This window comes from Pseudomonas uvaldensis, from assembly GCF_021271205.1.
Lineage (GTDB): Bacteria > Pseudomonadota > Gammaproteobacteria > Pseudomonadales > Pseudomonadaceae > Aquipseudomonas > Aquipseudomonas uvaldensis.
Genome location: NZ_JAIWKS010000029.1, coordinates 1 through 2,647, shown reverse-complemented (window position 1 = coordinate 2,647; position 2,647 = coordinate 1). Strand labels below are relative to the sequence as shown.

Here is a 2,647-nt window from a genome sequence, read left to right as displayed (position 1 = left end):
ACAGATCGCCACCCGCGAATCAGGCTGCACACCCTGCTTGCGCAGGTAATGCGCCAGGCGGTTGGCCCGCTCGTTCAGTTCGCGATAATCCAGGCGCTGCCCGCGGTGGAGCACCGCCAGCGCGTTCGGCGTCCGCTCTACCTGAGCCTCGAACAAACCGTGAACCGTTTGCTCCAGCGGATACTCCGCTTGCGTGGCATTGAACGTCACCAATAGCTGTTCGCGCTCCGCCTCCGGCATGACCGAGAGTCCGGAGAGCAAGGATTCCGGCGCATGCTGCAACGCGTCCACCAGGCTCGCCAAGGCGGTTTCCACGCAGGCGCCAATCCGTGCCGCGCCAACGCCCTTCACCGCCTGGACGGTCAGGCTGAAGGCCTCCCCCATATCGTCCACCGACAGCATCAGCGGATAGTTGGTGCGCTCCTCGCCGCCGAGTACCTGGATACCGTTCCAGGCCGACAGCGCTTCGCTCGAAGTCGCCGTACCGGTGTGGCGGTAATTGAGCAAGGCGCTGAACAACGGCGTCGGGGCGGCCACGCCGCTGCAGCGTTGTGCCAGCGCCAGCGAGGCATGCTCGTGGCCCAGCAACGCGGTCAATCGCGCATGGGTGGTTTTCACGCCCGCACGGACATCGATCTGTCCCACGGTCACCCGCAACGGCAAGGTGTTGATGAACATGCCCAGCGCCCGGTCGGCCCCCTCGCCGCTCTGCATCCGCCCCAGCAGGACGGTACCGAACACCACATCGCTGCGCCCGGAGACACGCCCCAGCACTTGCGCCCAGGCCAGATGAACCAGGCTCGCAACGCTCACGCCCAGCTGCCGGGCCTGGGTTCTCAAGCCTTGGCCCAGGCTGTCCGGAAGCTTGCGGAACGCTTCTTCGATCATCTGCCCTGCGCCTTGCACCTCTTGCAGGCCAAACGGCAAAGTCGGCTCGTCCACGTCACCAAGCATGTCGCGGAAGAACGCTTCGTGCTCCTGTCGGCTTACACCCAGGCGTACTTGCGCCACATAGTTGCGATACGGAACGGCCTCGGGCAACGCATCGCCCTGGCCCAGCAGGAACGCCTGCATCTCGTACTGCACCAACTCCAGGGCGGCGTGGTCCAGGGCCATGTGGTGGAACAACAGCAGCGCTACCCAACGCTGGTTGGGGCGATCCTCGGCGCAGACCAGGCGCAGCAAGGGCGCCCGGCCCATATCCAGGCGGTGGTGGCGGGTGTCGAAGCGTTGTTGCAACTGTGCCTCGATGGCGCCCTCGGCCGGGTCGAGCTGAAGCTCTTCCAGTGACAACACGGCCTTGTGCCAGACCACTTGCACCGGCTCATCCAGCCCTTCCCACGCCACTGAGGTGCGCAGGATGTCATGGCGGTCGATCACGCCTTGCAAGGCGTTGAGGAAATCGTCCAGGCGGGCGCGTTGATCGACCCCGAACAGGGTATGCAGCACGTAGGGATCACCCTGCTGCGCAGCGAGGTGATGGTAAAGAATGCCTTCCTGCAACGGCGCCAGGGGGTAAATGTCCTGGACATTGCCCGCGCCTCCGGGCACGCCGTCGATAATCCGGTCGATCTGCTCCTGGCTCAGGCTGACCAGGGGCAGCATGTCGGGGGTGATACGAAACGCCGGGCTCAACCAGTCGCCACCGTTACGTTCCACCAACTCGAGCAATTCACGCTTGTAAAGGGCAAGGCTTTCCCACAACGCGTCGTCCAGTCCTTCGTCATCGCCCTGGACCACAAGGTTATCGTCGTCCTGTTGGAGACGGATCGGGTGCTTGGAAAGCGCTGCCATCAATTCGCTGAATTGCATCGAAGAACCTGCTTTTTTAGTTCGGAGTGGTTGACGATAAAAAGGTCGTCTTTCAGGTACGGCGTAGCGCCTGGACGCAGGGATTGGCAGCGGTCGAGCCGATCACGGCGTACGGGCCAAGACAGAGAAATCGTCATGTTCAACCGAAGGAGATCCGTCCCCGGACTGGCTCCTTACAGGCCAAAAAAAATTAGAGCATTCGGTGGGGCATGTCTGTCATGGGAAGCAGGGACAAGCCCCGGCACCGGTCGGGCTGGCGTTGCACCAGGAGGAAATCCGAGGGAGAAGGCCTGCCACGACAGCCCCTTTTCCCTCGGATCTACAGGCTTTGAAAAATCAGATGCGCCGCTGACGCTTGAGGGCGGGAATCTTCGTCACGGGCACGTCGATACGCTGCACCTGCCCGACCGCCGATGCCACCGACGCCAGCGTCGGTTGACCGAACAGCACCCGGACATCGGCCTCCATACCCTCCTTGCGCATGCGCTCGATCAAGGTCACGGCCAGCAGGGAATGGCCGCCCAGTTCGAAGAAATGATCATGGCGACCGACCCGCTCGACTTTCAGCAACTCGGCCCACAACGAGGCAAGCTTCGTCTCCACCTCTCCCACGGGGGCTTCATAGGCATGCGTAACGAACGCATCGCTGTCAGGGAGTGGCAAGGCCTTGCGGTCAAGCTTGCCGTTGGGGGTCAGGGGCAGTGCATCCAGGCGAACGTAAGCCGCCGGCACCATGTACTCAGGCAATTGCGCTTGCAGATGCCCGCGCAGGTGGCCTGCGTCTACCGCTTTGCCCGGCCCGAGCTGGGTGAAATACGCCACCAGACGCTTATCA

2 protein-coding genes are annotated in these 2,647 nt (G+C 63.0%); both read right to left on the bottom strand.

The annotated features are described in order from the left end of the window. The coding region (locus tag LCU97_RS26425; protein WP_232778202.1) for a condensation domain-containing protein at positions 1–1,812 on the bottom strand (1,812 nt) is incomplete at its 3' end. Positions 1,813–2,148: 336 nt separating this feature from the next. Further along, the coding region (locus LCU97_RS26420) for a phosphopantetheine-binding protein (protein WP_232778201.1) at positions 2,149–2,647 on the bottom strand (499 nt) is incomplete at its 5' end.